The sequence below is a fragment of the Streptosporangium sp. G12 genome (genome assembly GCF_052983175.1).
In genome coordinates this window covers 214,687-231,106 of sequence record NZ_JBRIQO010000006.1, presented here as the reverse complement: position 1 = coordinate 231,106, position 16,420 = coordinate 214,687, and the positions used below count along the sequence as shown (strand labels likewise).

Annotated in this window: 15 protein-coding genes and 2 pseudogenes; 9 read left to right on the top strand and 8 right to left on the bottom strand. The window is 70.3% G+C overall.

Annotation, left to right across the window (positions count from 1 at the left end):
• Window positions 1-21 precede the first annotated feature (21 nt).
• On the top strand, window positions 22-1,035 hold the full coding sequence (locus ACVCAG_RS11820; protein WP_440083377.1) for an EamA family transporter: 1,014 nt from the start codon (window positions 22-24) through the stop codon (window positions 1,033-1,035).
• Here ACVCAG_RS11820 and ACVCAG_RS11815 read toward each other — a convergent pair.
• Both ACVCAG_RS11815 and ACVCAG_RS11810 read right to left on the bottom strand, forming a co-directional pair.
• Window positions 933-2,858: an amino acid transporter gene (locus ACVCAG_RS11815; RefSeq protein ID WP_440083376.1), complete on the bottom strand. Its 1,926-nt coding sequence runs from the start codon at window positions 2,856-2,858 to the stop codon at window positions 933-935. The two genes, ACVCAG_RS11820 and ACVCAG_RS11815, sit on opposite strands and share 103 nt — an antisense overlap.
• A gap of 468 nt (window positions 2,859-3,326) precedes the next feature.
• Window positions 3,327-4,046, bottom strand: coding sequence for a TetR/AcrR family transcriptional regulator C-terminal domain-containing protein (locus ACVCAG_RS11810; protein WP_440083374.1), 720 nt, complete (start codon window positions 4,044-4,046; stop codon window positions 3,327-3,329).
• Between the two features lie 314 nt (window positions 4,047-4,360).
• On the opposite strand from ACVCAG_RS11810, the pseudogene ACVCAG_RS11805 reads away from it, so the two are divergent.
• Window positions 4,361-4,714, top strand: a pseudogene (locus ACVCAG_RS11805) (DUF4158 domain-containing protein); the annotation flags it as partial.
• Between the two features lie 12 nt (window positions 4,715-4,726).
• Window positions 4,727-5,242 (top strand): annotated as a pseudogene (locus ACVCAG_RS11800) (Tn3 family transposase); the annotation flags it as partial.
• Window positions 5,243-5,375: 133 nt separating this feature from the next.
• Here ACVCAG_RS11800 and ACVCAG_RS11795 read toward each other — a convergent pair.
• Both ACVCAG_RS11795 and ACVCAG_RS11790 read right to left on the bottom strand, forming a co-directional pair.
• On the bottom strand, window positions 5,376-6,173 hold the full coding sequence (locus ACVCAG_RS11795; protein ID WP_440083372.1) for an alpha/beta fold hydrolase: 798 nt from the start codon (window positions 6,171-6,173) through the stop codon (window positions 5,376-5,378).
• A 161-nt stretch (window positions 6,174-6,334) separates the two neighbouring features.
• On the bottom strand, window positions 6,335-7,123 hold the full coding sequence (locus ACVCAG_RS11790) for a MerR family DNA-binding transcriptional regulator (RefSeq protein WP_440083370.1): 789 nt from the start codon (window positions 7,121-7,123) through the stop codon (window positions 6,335-6,337).
• Window positions 7,124-7,402: 279 nt separating this feature from the next.
• Between ACVCAG_RS11790 and ACVCAG_RS11785 the strand changes: the two genes are divergently transcribed.
• The 3 genes from ACVCAG_RS11785 (at window position 7,403) to ACVCAG_RS11775 (ending at window position 10,155) form a co-directional block, all read left to right on the top strand.
• The gene (locus ACVCAG_RS11785) at window positions 7,403-7,984 is read left to right on the top strand and encodes a hypothetical protein (protein ID WP_440083369.1); all 582 of its coding nucleotides are present in this window, start codon (window positions 7,403-7,405) and stop codon (window positions 7,982-7,984) included.
• A gap of 5 nt (window positions 7,985-7,989) precedes the next feature.
• Window positions 7,990-9,504 (top strand): M1 family aminopeptidase, encoded by a 1,515-nt coding sequence (locus ACVCAG_RS11780; RefSeq protein ID WP_440083368.1) that lies wholly within the window; start codon window positions 7,990-7,992, stop codon window positions 9,502-9,504.
• Between the two features lie 246 nt (window positions 9,505-9,750).
• Window positions 9,751-10,155 carry an ATP-binding protein gene (locus ACVCAG_RS11775; protein WP_440083367.1) on the top strand — a complete coding sequence of 135 codons (405 nt, stop codon included), beginning with the start codon at window positions 9,751-9,753 and terminating at the stop codon, window positions 10,153-10,155.
• A 64-nt stretch (window positions 10,156-10,219) separates the two neighbouring features.
• Here ACVCAG_RS11775 and ACVCAG_RS11770 read toward each other — a convergent pair whose 3' ends face one another.
• From ACVCAG_RS11770 to ACVCAG_RS11760, 3 genes are all read right to left on the bottom strand, one after another.
• Entirely contained in the window at window positions 10,220-11,050 is an 831-nt protein-coding gene (locus ACVCAG_RS11770) for a hypothetical protein (RefSeq protein WP_440083365.1), read from the bottom strand.
• A gap of 15 nt (window positions 11,051-11,065) precedes the next feature.
• Entirely contained in the window at window positions 11,066-11,614 is a 549-nt protein-coding gene (locus ACVCAG_RS11765) for a hypothetical protein (protein ID WP_440066619.1), read from the bottom strand.
• Window positions 11,615-12,074: 460 nt separating this feature from the next.
• Window positions 12,075-13,100: an LLM class flavin-dependent oxidoreductase gene (locus ACVCAG_RS11760; protein ID WP_440083493.1), complete on the bottom strand. Its 1,026-nt coding sequence runs from the start codon at window positions 13,098-13,100 to the stop codon at window positions 12,075-12,077.
• A gap of 403 nt (window positions 13,101-13,503) precedes the next feature.
• On the opposite strand from ACVCAG_RS11760, the gene ACVCAG_RS11755 reads away from it, so the two are divergent.
• From ACVCAG_RS11755 to ACVCAG_RS11745, 3 genes are read left to right on the top strand one after another with little or no spacing between them, the layout of a single operon-like run.
• Window positions 13,504-13,851, top strand: coding sequence for a YciI family protein (locus tag ACVCAG_RS11755; RefSeq protein ID WP_362697082.1), 348 nt, complete (start codon window positions 13,504-13,506; stop codon window positions 13,849-13,851).
• Between the two features lie 2 nt (window positions 13,852-13,853).
• Window positions 13,854-15,155: a DUF6596 domain-containing protein gene (locus tag ACVCAG_RS11750; RefSeq protein ID WP_440083364.1), complete on the top strand. Its 1,302-nt coding sequence runs from the start codon at window positions 13,854-13,856 to the stop codon at window positions 15,153-15,155.
• A 55-nt stretch (window positions 15,156-15,210) separates the two neighbouring features.
• The gene (locus tag ACVCAG_RS11745) at window positions 15,211-15,843 is read left to right on the top strand and encodes a maleylpyruvate isomerase family mycothiol-dependent enzyme (protein ID WP_440083363.1); all 633 of its coding nucleotides are present in this window, start codon (window positions 15,211-15,213) and stop codon (window positions 15,841-15,843) included.
• A 33-nt stretch (window positions 15,844-15,876) separates the two neighbouring features.
• Here ACVCAG_RS11745 and ACVCAG_RS11740 read toward each other — a convergent pair whose 3' ends face one another.
• Entirely contained in the window at window positions 15,877-16,413 is a 537-nt protein-coding gene (locus ACVCAG_RS11740; protein ID WP_440083362.1) for a MarR family transcriptional regulator, read from the bottom strand.
• Window positions 16,414-16,420: the final 7 nt, after the last annotated feature.

Here is a 16,420-nt window from a genome sequence, read left to right as displayed (position 1 = left end):
CAGGGAAGCTATATTCCTTCCATGGAAGCTACCTTTCGCTGGACGTTGGTCACGGCGACGGCACCGATCGCGTGGGGGACGACCTACTTCGTCACCCAGCAGTTCCTCCCGCCCGGCTACCCGCTGTACGGCGCGGCCGTCAGGGCGCTGCCCGCCGGGCTCCTGCTCCTCCTCCTGAGCGGAAGGCTCCCTCACGGCTCGTGGTGGTGGAAGTCCCTCGTCCTCGGAACGCTCAACATGAGCGCGTTCTTCGCGCTGGTCTATCTTGCGGCCCAGCTGCTGCCGACGAGCGTCGCCTCGACGATCATGGCGATGTCGCCCGTGGTGATGATGCTCCTGGCCTGGTCGATGCTCTCGGAACGGCCGCGGATCGCGCACCTGGCCGGAGCGGGCGTCGGCATCGCGGGGGTGTGCCTCATGCTGTTCACCGGCGCGTCCGCCGTCGACGCCCTCGGCGTGCTCGCGTCCGTCGCGGCCATGGTGATGTCGTCGTTCGGCTACGTGCTGGCCAAGCGATGGACCACCGGCGCCGGCGCGCTGTCGTCGGCCTCATGGCAGCTCATCGCCGGGGGGCTGGTCCTGCTGCCCTTCGCCGTCGCGCTGGAGGGGCCGCCGCCGGCGCTGGACGCACCCGCGGTCCTCGGGTTCGCCTACGTCACCGTCGTCGCGACGGCCCTCGCCTTCGCCGCCTGGTTCTCGGGACTGCGGCACCTGCCGGCGGCGACGGTGGGCCTCGTCGGGTTGCTGAACCCGGTGACCGGGGTGCTGCTCGGCACGACGATCGCCGCAGAGGCCCTCACCGCGCGGCAGCTCTGCGGGCTGGCCCTGGTCCTCCTCGGAATCCTCCTCGGGCAGCCCGCCGCGGCCCGCCTCGCCGCCCTCCTGCGGGATCGGAAGCGGCCTTCGGGGACCGGAGGAGGGCGGGGCCGGCGTCAGCCGACGTGGACCAGGGGGCGGCGGGCGGTCTCGTGCTCGGCCTGGCGCAGCACCTCGCGGGTGAGCGGCGGGATATCGCCGCCGCCGAAGACGAGGTAGCGCAGCAACGCGCCGACCGGGTTGCCCTCGGCGGCCCAGTGGAAGTAGACGTGCGGGGTCTTGCCGGTCTGGTCACGCAGGTACAGCAGCAGGGCGGCGATGGCGTTGGCGATGGTGGGACTCTCCATCCGCAGGATGCGGAACCCGTGGCGCTCCTCGCCGACGACGTGCAGCTCACCGGCGAACTCCGAGGCGTCGGAGACGCTCACCTCCAGGAACAGCAGGCCCTCGCCGGTGCGCAGCCGGTGCAGCTCCCAGGCCTCGCGGGCCTTGTCGACGTACTCCTTGCAGTCGCGCGCGTGCGGCTCGTTGGCGATCAGCCGGATCTCTCCCGACTCGCTGACGTAGCGGCGGGCCAGGTCGTCCAGGGTGACCTTGGTGACGCGCAGCTCGGTGGACCGGGTGGCCCGGGAGATCAGCGAGGTGATCACGATGGCCAGCACGAACAGCAGGGCGATCACCAGGCCGTCGGGGCGTTCGACGATGTTGGCGACGGTGGCGTAGGCGAAGATCAGCGTGATGACCCCGAACGAGACCGCCGCGCGGGTACGGCCGTCGTTCCAGGCGGCCAGGGTGACCGCGACGGCGGCCGACAGGATCAGCGCGAGCACGCCGGTGGCGTAGGCGCCGCCCTGGGACTCCACGTCGGCGCCGAAGAACAGGGTGATGAGGAAGGAGATGGCGGTGAAGACCAGCACCATCGGCCGGGCCGCGCGCGACCAGTCGGGGGCCATGCCGTAGCGGGGAAGGTAGCGCGGCACGATGTTGAGCAGCCCGGCCAGCGCGGAGGCTCCGGCGAACCACAGGATCGCGATGGTGGACAGGTCGTAGACGGTGCCGAACCCGTCGCCCAGATACTCGTGCGCCAGGTAGGCCAGGGCGCGCCCGTTGGCCGCGCCGCCCTCGGCGAACTCACCGGCCGGGATGAGCACGGTGGTGGCGAAACTGGAGGTGATCAGGAAGGCGCTCATGATGACCGCCGCGGTGGTCAGCAGTTTCCTCGCGCCGCCGATCCGCTGGACGAGGTCCCCCTTGACCAGCGGCATCACGGCCACGCCCGTCTCGAAGCCCGACAGGCCCAGGGCGAGCTTGGGCATCACGTACAGCGAGACGGCGACCATCGCGATCGGGCTGGAGTGCTCGGCCACCAACGCCTCACCCCAGCCGGTGACCAGCGCGGGGTCGGCGAGCACCCGGTGCAGGGCCGTGCCCAGGACGACCACGTTCAACACCAGGTAGATGGCGACCAGGACGACGGCGATCGAGATGGCCTCGCTGAACCCGACCAGGAACACCCCGCCGAGCGCGGCGATCAGCGCCAGGGTGACCGGGACCTGCCGGCCGGACAGGAACTCCGGCACGAAGGGGTTGTGCAGGATGTGGGCGGTGGCGTCGGCCGCCGACAGGGTGATGGTCACGATGAAGGCGGTGGCCACGAACCCGAGCAGGAACAGCACCAGCAGCTTGCCGCGCCAGCCGGGCAGCAGGCGTTCCAGCATCGACAGCGAGCCCAGCCCGTGGGGACTCTGCCCTGCCACCGCCCGGTAGGTCGGCAGCGCGCCGAACAGGGTCAGCGCCACCAGCAGCAACGTCGCGAGCGGGCTGAGGGCGCCGGCGGCCAGCGCGGCGATGCCCGGCTGGTAGCCCAGGGTGGAGAAGTAGTCCACCCCGGTCAGGCACATCACCTGCCACCAGGAATGCCGGTGCTCGGGCGGTTCCTCGTGGTGCGGGCCGCTGGTCCTGGGGTCGGAGCGTTGCAGCCCATGCAGTAACCACCCCCGCAGCCCCGAGTCCACCCGCGCCGATGCCGACGTACCTGCCACTGTTTCCTCTCCCCGCGCTCACGTCGTTGCCCTGTCCCTGACGGATGTGGACGGCGCGCTGTCGCGCCGCCGGCCGCCAGGTGCCGATGTCCGGTCCCTGCCGCCGCGAGATCAGAGCGGGTGACCGAGGAACATCCGCCGGGAGGGATGTCCGGTACGGGGGTGGCGTGGCCACCGGCCACCGGCCGGTGAGGGAACGGCGAGGCGTCCCGGACGGCGGAGCGCGGCCGGGAGGGATCGCCGCGGAAGAGGAACCGGGAGGGATCGCCGGAGAGGAAGACAAGACACCCCATATTCCCTACCGGTCCGGCCGCCGGGCGCCTAGAAAATCATGCGGATCCATACGCGTTCTTGACGCCGGTTCATCCGAATTCGACCAGATCCGCCCTACCGCACTCGGGCGCCGGCCGTCGCGTCGCGCTTCCCGGTCCGTACCCCTTTCCCGGTTTCCCGGGCCCGCACCCCGCCCTAGGCGTCGCGTCGGCTCGCGCCGCCGGGGGGCGGACCGGGCGCCGTGCCGGCGAGCCGGCCCTCCAGGCCGTCGAGGAGGGCCTGGAGACCGAACTCGAAGGTCCTGTCGGGGGCGGCGGCGTAGTCCGCGGCCGTCGGCGTCTCGAGGCGGGCGCGCAGCCGGGGGAAGTCCATGGCGACCTCGGTCGCCTTGGCCATCGCGTCCTGGATCAGCGCCCCGGCGTCCGCGCCGTCCCGGCTCAGCCGCCTGGTCAGGGAGACCGCGGCCGAGGCGCCGAGGACGTTGCCCATGACGAACGTGAAGACGGTCGCCGCGGCGCGGTCCGCCCGCGCGCCGGCGAAACCGGCCGCCTCGTAGACGGCCAGGCTGTGGTCGTCGTGGCGCGCCTTGCCGGGGCCGTAGAACAGGTGGGAGCCGAAGGCCTGGACGAGCCAGGGGTGGCGGCTGAACATCGCGTGCAGGCCGGTGGCCATCGTGGTGGCCGCCGCGCGCCAGCCGGCCGCCTCCGGGTCGGGCAGCTCGACCTCGTCCCAGACGCGGTCGCCGGCGAGCAGGATGAGGTTGTCCTTGTTCTTGACGTGCCAGTAGACCGCCGTCGCGGCGGTGCCGAGCCTGCCGCCCAGGCTGCGCATGTTCAGGCCGTCCAGACCCTCCTCGTCGAGCAGCTCGATCGCGGTGCGGACGATCTGTTCCTGGGTCAGCGTGTCGCGCGGCATGCGGCCACGATAGGCCACCGAACCCGACTTGCACAAAGTTCAAAAAGCGTCTTGCACTTAGTTCAAGAAACGGTCCTCGTTCGCCTTGAACTTAGTGCAATTCGATGTGGCGTACCGGAGGCGCCCCGATGAAGGAGATCGGCCGTGAACGGGGTTGAGGAACCTGCGGACAGCCGTTGGCGGTACCCGCGAGCAACTTAGGTGGACGCTCCGGCAGGTCGTCCTGCGGGTGATCATTTCCGTTCAAGATCTGGACGTGTGGTGTGCTTCCGGTTGTTACCGGGCGCTGGGTGGTGTGCCTACGGTCGTCGGTCATGCCCGCAGAGTTTCTGTCTGATGAGCAGAGGTCGGCGTACGCGACCCTCAGTGAGATGCCGTCGCTGCCGGACATGGAGAAGTTCTTCTTCCTGGACGCCTTCGACCGGGAAGTGATCGCGCGCTCACGCGTGGTGGACTACCTGGCCGAACAGTTGGGCATCGGGGACCCCTCGCAGGTGAAACGATACGGGGAGCGGCCGAAGACGGTCTATGAGTACGCGTGGATGATCCGCGATGTCTACGGCTGTCACGACTTCGACGATCGGGAGTCGTGGGAGAGCCGGGTGCTGGCGAAACGGTTCTTGACGTTCTTGCACGGCCGCGCGTGGACACACGCCGAGGGGCCGACGGCGTTGTTCGATACCCAGTGGTCGGACATGTCCCGGGTCGCCGGATCGCCGGTGACCAACCAGGTCCGCGCCTACGACCTGCTGCGCATGTTCGCCCGAGGCGGGCGCCCGACCCCGCTCGGGCAGGCGTTCGCCGAGTACGGCCGCATCGACAAGACCCTGCACCTGCTGTCCATCCTGGACCCGATCGACGACACCTACCGCCGCAGGCTCAACAAGCAGCTCACCGTCCAGGAGTCCCGGCATCGACTCGCCCGCAAGATCTGCCATGGCGCAAGCGGGCAGATCCGGAAGGCTTATCGGGAGGGCCAGGAGGATCAGCTAGCCGCGTTGGGGCTGGTCGTCAATGCGGTCGCGCTGTGGAATTCGAAGTATCTGTCGGCCGCCGTCGACCAGTTGCGGGCGCAGGGCGTGCCGGTCAAGGATGAGGATGCCGCCCGGCTCAGCCCACTCGGCCACGCCCACCTCAACGTCCTGGGCCGCTATGCCACCTCCTCCTCCGCGCCGGCCGAAGGCCTGCGCCGGCTCGGTGAGATTCCCGACCTGCCCGACGGCGGGGACACGGTGGAGACGGTGGAGGGAGAGGGCGTGCAGACCTCTGGCTTTGCGCCGACGGCTATCAGGATTCTCCTGTGCGGGATTCACCGTGACGGCGGCGTCTTCAGTTCCCCTCGTGGTCGAGGGCGGCGACCTCACGTACGGCCTTGGCGATGGCGCGATAGTCCTTACGCAGGATCGAACCGTGGTTGCTGGCGACTTTCGCGCTGATTTGGATGTTCGGATTGCGGGCAGTCACCGCAGGGAGGCTGGCGCGTATCCGTTCGTGCCCGCCCTGGCTTCCGAAGGACTCCCCAGAAGCGACCACGTAGCGCGCCGGGACGGTGATGCTGTCCAGCACGGGGCCCAGGTCACGCTCGCGGGCGATCTTGCCGACCTCGATGTTGCTGTCTGCCAGCTGGTCGCCGGTCATCCGTGGAGCCATACCGAACGGGCGCAGCAGCTGCATGGGCCACCAGATCCGCTTCCATATCTTGCGCATCCCCGGTTCCATGGACTCGTCGAACCAGTCGTAGGGCTGCGCGCCCTCCACCAAGACCGCGCCCACGGTACGGGCCGGATTCCGGCTGGCCCAGTGCGCCGCGACAAACGCTCCATAGGACCAGCCCACCATCACCGCCCGGGCCACACCCCGGGCTGCGAGGACAGCATCGACATCTCGGATGTTCGTCTCGAACGAATAATCCGCCGAACGCTTCGACTTACCACGCCCCCGCATGTCGTAGGTGATATGCCGCCACTCCGTCCCCAACTCGGCAAGGACCCGCCGCCATTGCCGCTGAACGGCGGCGTGACCGTTGAGGTAGATCACGGGGACACCGTCGGTGTCGGTGTCGGTGACGGCTAAGGCCGTATCGTCTACTGGGACCATGCCGGTCCAGGGGGATCGATTGATGGTCATGATCTTCCTTTCTCAGAAGTGAATCGGGAACGGTGGCCGGCTGCCATCCTGCTGTCTCGGGGTGACGCCGGCCTTGTACCGCGCTCCACCAGCCTGGTCCTGCACCCCGTCGCCCGCCGACATGAGTAGTGGACGTCCAGGCGTGAAACGACGCCCGCAGGTCAGTCGGGGGGCTCCGCCAGCCGCTCCATCCGGTGCCAACCGGCCCAGCCGCGCTCGCGCATCAGGTCCAGCAGCCGCTCCACCCGCGGGTCGGACTCGACGGCAAGTGCGTCCAGAAGGTCAACCGGTAGGTCGTCGTGCGCGACCTCGTCGGGGTTGATCTCGCCGGAGGTGTATGCCTGCTCGGCCAGGCCGGCCATGATATCGGCGGCTTCTGCCAGACGCGGATCGTCGTCGCCTGCGTCGTCGTCTTCGATGATCTCCGACAGGATCCGGTAGAGCCGAACGAGTTGCGGGTCATCGAGCTGCGCGAATTTTGCGGCCATAACCGCGGGGATGTCTCCGGGCCAGGAGGCAGCAACAACCAGGATCCACCCGTCCCGCTCCGCCTCCACCATCCGCTCTCCTACCCCGATCTCCCGAAGCAGATCGAGGTAGGAGATCACCTCCGGCGGAAGCGCCATACTGTCCCCGGCGGCGAGCTGCGCGATCTGCTTGCGGCTGGTCTCAAGCCGTTCGATCTCGTCGTGCAGGCGACTGTCGATTCGTTGGACCGCTTCGGCAAAGGTCGATGCGTCGGCTTGGAGCATCTGACCGATCTGAGACAGCGGCACGCCAGCGTTGGCGAGGGTTCGGATCTTGATGAGCGACACGACTGCCTTTGCGCCGTAGCGCCGGTAGCCCGAGGCATCCCGGTCCGCTTCGGGCAGGAGTCCGATCTGGTGATAGTGCCGCACCGCCCGCACCGTGACGCCGGCATACGCCGCCAATTGACTGATGGTCAGCATGCTCTGATCCTGCTCTCAACTTCGCCTAGACCCGGCCGGCGCCGGCCCAGGAGATCCTGCGACGGTAGGGGAGGTTGGTGAACAGGTAGGCAACGATGACCCACCACATCGGCAGATGTACGGCCCCGCCACACGGCGGGGCCGTACATCTGCCGTCAAGGGATCATGTCTGGCCACGTAGCTCCGGAGATTCCCGGCCATTTTTCGCCGGAACCTACATGCGGTCTCCTGGACCTGATCGGTTGTCGGCGGGATGCTCATGACAGCCAGCATGCAGGGTTGACGCAGCGTCAGGGTCAAGTCCGCCGGCAGATTCGTGTGTCTGGCGGCGATAGCAGGCGGACACGAGCCGGCGCGGACATCGTGCTGGTCTCCGAATTGCTCGGGCACGCCTCGCTGAACTCGATCCGGATCTACACCCTGTCCACCGCTGCCGACCGGGCCCGCGGCGTCGCCCTGCGCGTCCTGTCAGGCCCGCTGTCGAACTTCCACGACCTCGCCGTCAACGACGCCACGACAGCGCTGCTCATCAACGTGATCACCGCGGTCGGGCAATTCCAGCGCGACCTGCAAAACGAGCTGACCGCCGAAGGGATCGCCGCCGCCGAAGGCCGCTACCGCGGCCGGCCGCCCGCCCTGGCCGGCTCCCGGCTTGAGGAGGTTCGATCGGTGTTCGTCGACCACGGCACCTCGATCGCGGCTCTCGCCCGCGCGCATGGAGTGAGCCGGGCCGCCATCCGAACCGCGCTGACCGGCCCCGCAGCGCCCCGGCCGGGGACGGCGGATACCCGGCCGATACGTGACCGAGCGCCGCCGCATACGCGGCCTCGACGGGATCGATATCCGATTCGCGAAGGATGATGGCCATGTTCCCTTTTCGAATGACCAGCGCGCTGGCCGCGGTCACCGCATCCGCGATGGCGCTGACCGGATGCGGTGGCGCGAGCACGCCGGTCGGACCGCCGGCGCCCGCCAAGCCCGGCGCGCGAAGCGCGGGCGACCCGCTCTTCGCCTACCTGGGCAACGGCGGCTACGACGTCGGCTCCTACGACGTGAGCTACGACTACCGCGGCGGCACCACGAAGATGGACGCCTCGGTGAGGATCAGGGCCACCGCGACGCACGCCCTGTCCGGCTTCAGCCTGGACGCGGCGGTAGAGAAGATCACCAAGGTGGCCGTGGAGGGCCGCCCCGCCGGCTTCCGCGTCGCGGGGGAGAAACTGCTGATCACGCCCGGGCGGGTACTGCCCCGAGGCCGGCCGTTTCGCGTGGACGTCTCCTACCGTGTCGACCGCGCCGCCAACCCCCAGTCCCCCGCCTTTCCCCAGGACGAGAAACCGCACCGCACCGCCTGGGTCGACAAGAAGGACGGCTTCGCGGTCATGGGACAGCCGGACCGAGCCCACCTGTACTTCCCCAGCAACGATCATCCCGGCGACAAGGCGAGGATCACCTTCCGCATCACCACCCCGAAGGGCCTGCAGGCGGTCGCCAACGGAACGCTCCGCTCACGGACGGAGAAGGCCGGCCGCGTCACCCACGTCTTCACCACCCGCGACCCCATCCCGACCCACGTCGTGCAGGCGGCCGTCGGCCGCTTCACCCTGATCAAGGGCACGGGACCGCACGGCCTGCCGCTGCGCAGCCACGTCGCCACCGCACAGGCCGCCAGGACCCGCGCCCTCGTCGACGGCATCGCCGACCAGATGACCTGGATGGAAAAGCAGGTCGGCCCCTTCCCCTTCGAGACCTACGGCGTGCTCGGCGTGCCCGGCGGCTACAACGGCGTCGCCCTGGAGAGCGCGACCATCTCCACCTACGCCGTGGAAAGCCTGACCGGCACCGACCGGCAGGGCCGGGTGACCACCCAGGACACCCGGGACGACGCGATCACCATGGTCCACGAGCTGGCCCACCAGTACTTCGGCGACGCCGTCGCGGTGCGCGACTGGAACCAGATGTGGATCAGCGAGGGCCACGCCGAGTTCTACCAGCTCCTGTACGCCGCGGAGAAGGGCTGGCGCGACCTCGACGACCCCTCGCGCGGGCTGCGCGCACGCTACGACTTCGACGGGGACAAGCGCGCCGAGTCGGGCCCTCCGGGAAGGATGAAGCACGCGCGGGACGTGCTGGTCGGCACCAACACCGCGGGCCTGCTGATGCTGTTCGGCCTGCGGGAGATGGTCGGCCAGGACACCTTCCAGCGGATCGAGAAGACCTTCTTCGCCGAGTTCCGCGGCCGCTCGGCCGACACCCGGGACTACATCGAGGTCGCCAACCGGGTGAGCGGCAAGGACCTGACCGGCTACGTCAACGGCTGGATCCACAACGCGCAGACTCCGCCGATGCCGGGTCACCCGGACTGGAAGCCCACGGCGTGACCGGCTTCCCCGCAAGCCCTCCACACCCGCCGGTGCCGCCGTCAGCCTCGGGGGCGACGGCGGCACCGGCACGATCCGGACCACCTCACCTGGGGATGGAGCGCTCCCACCGCCGATCGATGATTGAGCAGGTCAGAGCGGGTAGTACCCCTGCACAACTTTCACAGCGACCGTTCTGATCCTGGCGGACACGTCGGTAGCCCCCCGCTGAACGCCACAGACGGCACTCACGTAAGGGGACCGGACATGCATACCGATCAGCGGGGCCACTGGCCGATCAGCACCGACCTGATCGGCCTGCGCCGGCATCTGTACCGCCACATGAGCCAGGTCGGGCTGGCCGGGACGCGACGCGACGACCTGCTGCTGGCGGCCAACGAGGCCGTCATCAACGTGCTGGAACACGGCGACGCGGCCGGCAGCGTGAGCGTCTGGCGCGACGAGGCGGACCTCGTCGTCGAGGTCGTCGACGACGCCGGACGCCTCGCCCCCGACCAGGCCGACCGCCACCGGCCCGGCCCGGGCGCGGTCCGCGGATTCGGGCTGTGGCTGATGGGCCGGCTCTGCGACGAGTTCACCATCTGCCAGAGCGGTGGCCGGTCCAGTGTCCGGTTGCGAATGCACCTGCACGCCCCCTCCGGCGCCGGATAGCGGCCGGCGCCCACCGTTTTACGCGCCCGGCAAGCCCGTGCCCCCGCACGGACCGCCGCCGGACTCAGCCGCTTCGCGGATCAGGCTCCGCGAAGCGGCCGGCCGTGAACATCAACGGGGTATCGACCCCGTGCCGGGAACTCGCGTCGGCGAGGAAGGCGGCCAGCCATCCCAGAGCGTCCAGCGACCACTCGGCAAGGGTGCCGTGGAAGGTGACCCGGTGATGGGCGGGCCCGAGCCACACCTCGTCGATGACGGCGGGTTCCAGGACCAGATCGTCGTCGTCCGTCACGGAGACCGCGTCGCACCAGAAGACGTCCTGATCGAATTCCCGCACCCACCGGAGTATCCCGGGCGCCGCCGAGCGGACGGACGGATCCTGCCCGCCGTCCAACGTCACCCGCACCCGTGCTCTCAGGCGCGGATCACCGTCGGCGAACCAGCCCGCGTCCTGGAGCAGGGTCATCACCGCGCCCGCACGCGACGACGCGCCCACCGGCGCGTCGAGGCTCTGCACGGGCAGCAGAAGCTGGACCGCCCGCAGGTGAGCGGTGCCGATACGCGCCACGACGTCGTCCGCGCACGACAGGAACGCCTGCACCGGCAACGGCCGGCCGTCCGGGACCGGTCCGGTCAGCGACACCTGAAACCACGCGACGCGTGCCGGCCGCGATAGCGAGGCCGGAGCCGACGCCGGGTCGTGCCCGGCGTCGTTCATTCCCCAGAGGCCGCCGACCGCGTTCTCCTCGGCCTCGGTGAGCCATCCCATCGCGGACGACCTCGCGACGAACAGGCTGTAGGCGTCCGAGGAGGCGACGAGAGGATCCCGCCACGGGTGCACCACCAGCTCGCCGTACAGAGCCGCGAGCATGGTGCCGTCGGGTCTGATACTCACGTCGCCCCTCTCGCGTCATCGCCTGCAGTAGATGTTCTGCCCCGGTGTGAAGAGCTTGCCCGGGTCGTCGGCCAGGCCGACCAGGTCCACGTCGACGACGCTACGCCACCCCGTCAGACTGCCGTTGGTGCAGACCGCGCGCCCGGTCGCGCGGTTGCCGGCCCCGCCGCCGGACCTCACCGTCGCACTGCCCGCCGTACCGGCGTTTCTCCAGGTGCCGTCAGCGTAGTACTGCTGCAGCTGGACCGTGACGATCGCCAGCGTGGCGTTGCAGTTGCCGTTGATCCACCAGCCGTGACCGGACGCCTCGAAGGCGGACCCGGAGATGTGGACGTAGTCGCCCATGGTCTGGAAGAAGCACACCGCGGAAGGCGCCCGGCCGTTCTCCGGGGAACCCGAGTTCCTGGAACTCGCCTCGCCGCCCGCGGGGGCGGGCGTGGGAACCGGGGCGGGCGGTGGGGCGGACCTCTCCGGAACCGCGATCGCCGAGGTCTGGGACATCGCGAGAAGCATCGCGCCCACGATGCCGGCCGTTGTGGAGATCCTGCGAAAAGGGTTACGCATGAACCGCACCTCCGAGCTGGGTCGAGCGGGATCAGGGGTTTCCGCGCACCCCCTGACGGGCGCGCCCCTGACGGCGGTTGAGAACGCGCACGGCGCTGACCTGGATCGGCGCGCCGAGCGTAAGTAAAAGTGTCATCGCCATTCCGCCGTGTCAAGAAAATTAAAATCGTTTAGCGGCGTTTTGTTGCTAAACAACATGCGATTTCGCATACATCCCGGTAAGCGGTAGGAGAATCACTTTGGCGGTCGTTTCACGGCAATTATCAAAGGATGGAATTCCGTGTGGTGAATCGCCGGACCTCGGAGAGTTGTTTCGGTTCCGGGAGATGCTTTTGACAACAACCGTCCGGCTTTACAATGTAGATCAAAAAGTCGCGATCCGTACCCGCCCGGGCCGCACCAGGCCGCCGGGGCCGGCGAGTTTCGCCGCGAGTTCGGCGGGTGTCCCGGCCGCCCGGTGTCAGCCGTCGAGTCCGGGCAGCACCTCGGCGCCCAGCCGGCGGATGTTCTCCAGGGTGCGGGCATGCTCGCCCGCACCCTCGACCATCAGGATCAGGTGTTCGAGCCCGGTCACCTCGCGGGTGCGCCGGATCGTCTCCACGCAGTGGTCGGCGTCCCCCACCGGATGGACGCCGGTCAGGAAGTCGACGTACTCCCCCACGTCCCGCACGGGCCGCCGCCGGCCGTCCACCGGCACGTACCCGGCCAGGCCGGGCTCCAGCCAGCGGGGCACGGCGGCCCTCACCTCCCGCACGGCCGCCCTCGTCGAGTCGGCCACGTGTCCGACGACGGCGGCCACATGCCGTACCGCACCCGCGTCCGCGTCCACATCCGCTTCCGGTGGGAGGGGCGGCGCGGGTGGGCGTGCCGCGTCGTACCCGGCGAGCATCGCCGCCTTGCCCGCGTCGTCCATGTGCATGCCCAGCAGCATCGGCAGCCCCCGCTCGGCCGCCAGCCGCGCCGTCTCCGGCGAGGTGCACGCCACCACGGGCCGCATCGACGCCGCCGGCACCATCGCGACCTCGCGGAAACGGAAGAACTCCCCCTCTGCCGACACCGTGCGCCGCCCCAGGGCCCGGCACAACAGGTCGAGCGACTCGGCGAAGCCGCGCTCGAACCTCTCCAGACCGGTGCCGAACACCTCCAGGTCGACCCAGGGCCCGCCCCTGCCGACCCCCAGCGTGAAACGCCCGCCGGACAGGTGGTGCAACATCGCCGCCTGCTCGGCCAGCGCCACCGGGTGCTGCGTGGACAGCACGCTCACCGCCGTCCCCACCCCGATCGTCCGCGTACGCCCGAGTGCCACGGCCGCCAGCGTGGCCGCCGACGGGCAGACCCCGTACGACATGAAGTGGTGCTCGGCGATCCACGCGTCGTCGAATCCCGCCTCCTCCGCGACCTCGATCGCCTCCACGCAGTCACGCAGCACCTGTCCCTGCGGCCTGCCGGGGAAACCCGCCGCGACCAGGAAGATTCCGATCCGCATCCTGCTCACGCCCTCTCACGTACGGGTCGGCGACGACGGGGAGCACTCGTTCGGGGATCTCGTGTCCGGCCGGTCGCTTCGCGAGGCTAGAGATCACGTGCCGAATCCGTCAAGGTTCGGCGGTGGACGCGGTGCTGGGTTCGCGAGGCCCACCGCGTGACGGAGGCCGGCCAGGCCGGGGGCAAGATGGTGGTCGTCGACGCCTGAACGGCGACGAGCATGACCCGCCGGGCACGGCCGGAAGCCGACCGCGATCACCGTCCCCGGCCGGAGCCCTTCTCGCGTGCGACGAGGCCGAAAGGGAATCTCCGGGGAATCCTCGGGGCCTGTCGATCCGGCCGTGCCCCGTTCGTCGTCATGGTGTACGGCAGCCCGCCGAGCGAAAACACGAAGGAGCCAGACCGTGAAGTACATATTGCTGATGTACGGTGCCGCGACGGCCGACGGGGACGACCAGTGCGACTTCGAGGAGTGGGTGGTCTACGACAAGGCGCTGAAGGAGGCGGGGGTCCTGGTCTCCGGGCACGCGCTGAAGGACGTGAGCACCGCCACGACGATCCGGATCGGCCCGGCGGGCGAGCGGATCGTCACCACCGACGGGCCGTTCGCCGAGACCCGCGAGATCCTCGGCGGCTACGACGTCATCGACGTGCCGAACCTCGACGTCGCGCTCGACTGGGCCGCCCGCTGCCCCGGCGCGCGCTACGGCGGATCGGTCGTGGTGCGGCCGATCGACGAGTTCGAGGTCTGACGGTGACGGGTGGGGAGGCGGACGAGCGGGCCGGCGATGCCAGGTCGTCCGTGGAGTCGGTGTTCCGTGAGGAACGCGGCCGGCTGCTCGCCTCCCTGGTCCGCCGCTTCGGCGACCTCGACCTGGCCGAGGAGGTCGCCTCCGAGGCCGTCGAGGCGGCGCTGGTGCACTGGCCGGTCGATGGGGTGCCGCTCAGGCCAGGGGCCTGGCTGCTGACGACGGCGCGGCGCAGGGCCGTCGACCGGCTGCGGCGGGACCGGGCCTACGCCGCCCGGCTCGCCGTCCTGCAGGTGGAGGCGGACCGGGCCGACCCCGCCCCGCCCGCGGACGCGGACGCGGACGGCGATCTCCCCGACGAGCGGCTGCGGCTGTTCTTCACCTGCGCCCACCCGGCCCTTCCCGCCGACGATCGCACGGCCCTGACCTTGCGCTGCCTCGCCGGGCTGACGACGCCCGAGGTCGCGCGGGCCTTCCTCGTCCCGTCCGCGACGATGGCCCAGCGGATCGTGCGGGCGAAGAGGAAGATCCGCGAGGCCCGCATCCCGTTCCGCGTGCCCGGTGTCGACGAGCTGCCGGAGCGCCTGCCAGGGGTGCTCCAGGTCATCTATTCGATCTTCACTGAGGGCTACGCGGCCAGCTCGGGCCCGGACCTGCAGCGGCTCGGCCTCGCCGAGGAGGCCATCCGGCTGGGGAGGATACTGCGCCGGCTGCTGCCCGCCGAGCGGGAGGTCGCCGGGCTGCTCGGGCTGATGCTGCTGGTCCACGCGCGGCGCGAGGCGCGCACCGGCCCGGGCGGCGAGCTGGTGCTGCTCGACGACCAGGACCGCGACCGGTGGGACCGCGCCATGATCGAGGAGGGTGGTGACCTGGTGCTCGTCGCGCTGACCGGCGGCCCGCCCGGCCCGTACGGGGTGCAGGCCGCGATCGCCGCCCTGCACGACGAGGCCCCGGACGTCGCGACCACCGACTGGCCGCAGGTCGTGGCCCTCTACGACGTGCTGCTCGCCCTCGCGCCGTCCCCGGTGGTCGCGCTGAACCGGGCCGTGGCGGTGGCGATGCGCGACGGGCCGGAGGCGGGGCTGGCACTGCTCGACGAGCTGGCCGGCGAGCCTCGGCTGCGCGACCACCACCCCTACCCGACGGCACGGGCGGACCTGCTGCACCGGCTCGGGCGCCTCCCCGAGGCCGCCGCGGCCTACCGGGAGGCGCTCGACCTGGCCGGCACCGATCCCGAACGGGCGCACCTGCTGCGCAGGCTCGGCGCGGTCGAGACATCCGATCCCGGCGGCACGGCCGGCGCATGACGGCGGGACACCCCCGGCCGTCGTCACCCACGCACACGAGCGAGAAGAGCCGTACATGGACGACGAAGAGATCTTTTCCTGGACAGTGGACGAACGGCTCGGCTTCGCCGCCCTGCTCGACGAGCTCGACGACCACGAATGGGCGGTGGCCTCCCTGTGCCCCGGCTGGACGGTGCACGACGTGGCCGCTCACATGACGCTGTCCACGCACACCCTGTTCCTCGACACGCTCAGGGGCATGATCCGGACGCGTGGCGACATCAACCGGGTCTTCGCCGACCAGGCGCGGGACCGGGCGGCCAGGTTCGGGCCCGCGGAGCTCGTCGCGCAGCTCCGCGAGGCGGCCGGCTCACGGCGCCGCGGGCTCGGCTCCCGTCCGCTGGACACGCTCGTCGACGCGCTGGTGCACGGGCAGGACGTCGCGCGCCCGCTCGGGCGCGTGCGGGAGATGCCCGCCGAGCGGGCGGTCGCGGGGCTCGGCCGCGTCCTGGGGACCGGTTTCTACGGCGCTCCCAGGCGTCTGCGCGGCACGAGACTGGTCGCCACCGACCTGGACTGGTCGGCGGGCGAGGGCCCGGACGAGGTCCGGGGTCCGGCGGGTGATCTCCTTCTGCTGGCGACCGGGCGGGCCGCGGGGCTCGCGGGCCTGTCCGGTCCGGGTGTCGAACGGGTCGCGGCCGCTCTGTAGGCGAGAGCTCTGTTGACGGGGGCGCGCCGGGGGTCACGGCCGGGAGGGCTCGGCCCCCGGTTCGGCCCCCGGTGCCGCCGGCGCGCCGGCCTCCTCGGAGATGACCTGCCCGTGCCGGATACGGTCGGCCTGGCGGGCGTGCCGGGTGACGGTGGCCCGGAGGAAGTCCCGAATGATCACCAGCTCCTCCTCGGTGTGATCGGCCAGCCCGGCTTCGTCCTCCTCGCTCAGCTGACCCCAGATCTCCTGGGCGACCCGCTCGGCCTGGGGCGTCGGCACCACCCGCACCTGTCGCCGGTCCCGCTGGTCCCGGACCCTTTGCGCGTACCCCGCCCGCTCCAGCCTGTCGATGGCGATGGTCGCCGCGCCGGGGGACAGCTTCGCGGCCACGGCCAGCTCCCCCGCCGTCATCGGACCGAGCGCGAACACGCACCCCATGCAGCGCATGTCGGTCCGGTTGATCCCCAGGCGTGCCGCCGCGGCCTCGTCCACCGCGTCCGAGACGTTCTGCAGCTCCATCATGGCCACCTGGACCTCGTCCACCAGGGACTTCCATTTTTCTTTTGACATTTAAAAT